Annotated in this window: 2 protein-coding genes; both read right to left on the bottom strand. The window is 70.0% G+C overall.

The window, feature by feature from the left end; translation table 11 throughout:
- On the bottom strand, positions 1-905 hold a 905-nt coding region (locus VOI19_RS18415; RefSeq protein WP_323794396.1), incomplete at its 3' end, for a DUF222 domain-containing protein.
- 265 nt (positions 906-1,170) lie between these two features.
- Positions 1,171-2,184, bottom strand: a 1,014-nt coding sequence (locus VOI19_RS18410; protein ID WP_323794395.1) for an acyl-CoA dehydrogenase family protein, incomplete at its 5' end; no start/stop codon positions are given.

The following is a 2,184-nucleotide window of genomic DNA, read 5'->3' as shown; positions in this document are numbered from 1 at the left end:
CCCTCGGTGCGGCCCGCCTTCTGCCCGTCGCCGGTGACGGTATCGGCGGGGGCGGTGATGACCACGGTGGCGGCCAGGCCGCCCATCGTGGGGAGCTTGTCGAGGGGGTAGCGCTCGAGGTACTCGATGAACGCCAGACCGAGCTTGTGCGGCGTGGGCTTCTGATAGTCATAGGCACCGGCACCCTCCACCGCGCGCACGTGCTTCGGCGCCGCCAACGCCTGGAGTGCCTTGCGGAACATCTCGGCCTGCAGCTGTGGGAGTACGAAGGAGCCGCGCACGGTGCCGTCACCGCCGGTGCGGAACTTCACCTCGGCCTGCTTCAACGCTCGTGCTTCTTGTTCTGCCAGCTTCTTTGCCTCGTGGGCCTCGGCGGTGTCGGGGTCGATGACCTCCACGAGCTTCTCGCCGAGCTCGCGCAACCGGTAGGCATCGAAGTGGGCGGCCTCGCCGATCAGGTACGCCTCGGCCCGGTCGGCCTCGGCGGCGTACTCCTCATCCAGCGCCTCGACCGCGGCAGTGATCACCGTGGCCTGCTCCGGCAGCACCGCACCAGCTGCGACAGCTTCCCGGGTCTGGTCGTGGGCGGCGAGCGCGGTCGCGAGGCGGGTACGGCGTCCGGCCTCACCCGCGGTCAGGCGGGTGGTGCGCGAGAGCCACTGCGCCAACGACCTCGCACCGATCGTCCCTGGCAGGTCCACCACTTCGGCCTGGCCCAACAACCGGGCCTCGACCTCAGCCAAACGGGCCAGGTCCGAGACCAACCGGGTGATCGCCGAGGACGTCTCCTCAGCGTTCAGCGACCACGCCCTCACACCTGCGATGTCGTCGAGCCCGGACTCGAGCAGGTCGAGGAAACCGAGGATCGGGTGACCCGTCCCGGTGTCGTCGAGGTGCCTGCTCATGTGTCTATACAAGCACCGGCCACCGACACTCGAACGCCTCCAATTCGGCTCAACCACGGGGTTGTGGACAACCCGTAGAGGAACCTCGGTTGTGGAGAGTTGGTGGGCATCTCGCGGGGTTTCGAGGCTCGGCGCTGCGCGTCTCGATACGTCGGCCCGGGCTCCTTCGTCGCCGGCCGACTACTCGACGACCAGACGGGTCGCGGGCCGACTACTCGACGACCAGGCGGGTCGCCGGCCGACTACTCGACGACCATGAGGCGGGTCAGCGGGAGGCGCCGTACTTGCCGAGCTCGAGGCGGGCGATGACGCCGCGGTGCACCTCGTCGGGGCCGTCAGCGAGGCGCAGCGCCCGGGCGGTGGTCCACATCCCGGCGAGCGGGTGGTCGTCGGACAGACCGCCGCCACCGTGCAGCTGCATCGCCATGTCGACGACCTGCTGGGCCATGACGGGTGCCGCCACCTTGATCTGAGCGACCTCGCTCAAGGCGTTGAGCGGTCCGCCGAAGTCGAGCTTCCAGGCAGCGTTGAGCACGAGCAACCGGGTCGAGTCGATGGCGATCCGGGCGTCGGCGATGCGCTCGCGGTTGCCACCGAGGTTGGCCAGGGGCTTGCCGAACGCCGCGCGGTCCAGGCCCCGCTCGCAGGCCAGCGCCAGGGCCGCCTCGGCCAGGCCGATCAGCCGCATGCAGTGGTGCACCCGGCCGGGCCCGAGTCGTCCCTGGGCGATCGCGAACGCCTCACCGGGACCGCCGATCGCGTTGCTCAACGGCACGCGGACGTCGGTGAACGACACCTCGCCGTGGCCGAACGGCTCGTCGTAGTAGCCCATCGTGTTGAGCATCCGCTCGACCTTCACGCCAGGAGCGTCGGCCGGCACGAGCACCATCGAGTGCCGCTGGTGGCGGTGGGCGTCGGGGTCGGTGAGTCCCATGAAGACGAAGACCTTGCAGTCGGGGTGGCCGACGCCCGTCGTCCACCACTTGCGCCCGTTGATCACCATCTCGTCGCCGTCGACGACCGCGGTCGCGGCCATGTTGGTGGCGTCGGAGGAGGCAACGTCCGGCTCGGTCATCGCGAAGGCGCTGCGGATCGTGCCGTCGAGCAGCGGCTCGAGCCACTGCGCGCGCTGGGCCTCGGTGCCGTAGCGCAGCAGCACCTCCATGTTGCCGGTGTCGGGGGCGTTGCAGTTGAGCACGATCGGCGCCAGCGCCGAGCCTCCGGTGAGCTCGGCGATCGGGGCGTAGTCGACGTTGCTCAGCCCGTCGCCGCCGTCGGT

The sequence above is a fragment of the Nocardioides sp. genome (assembly GCF_034670285.1).
GTDB lineage: Bacteria > Actinomycetota > Actinomycetes > Propionibacteriales > Nocardioidaceae > Nocardioides.
The sequence above is the reverse complement of the archived record's forward strand: the minus strand, read 5'-3'. Positions and strand labels throughout refer to the sequence as shown.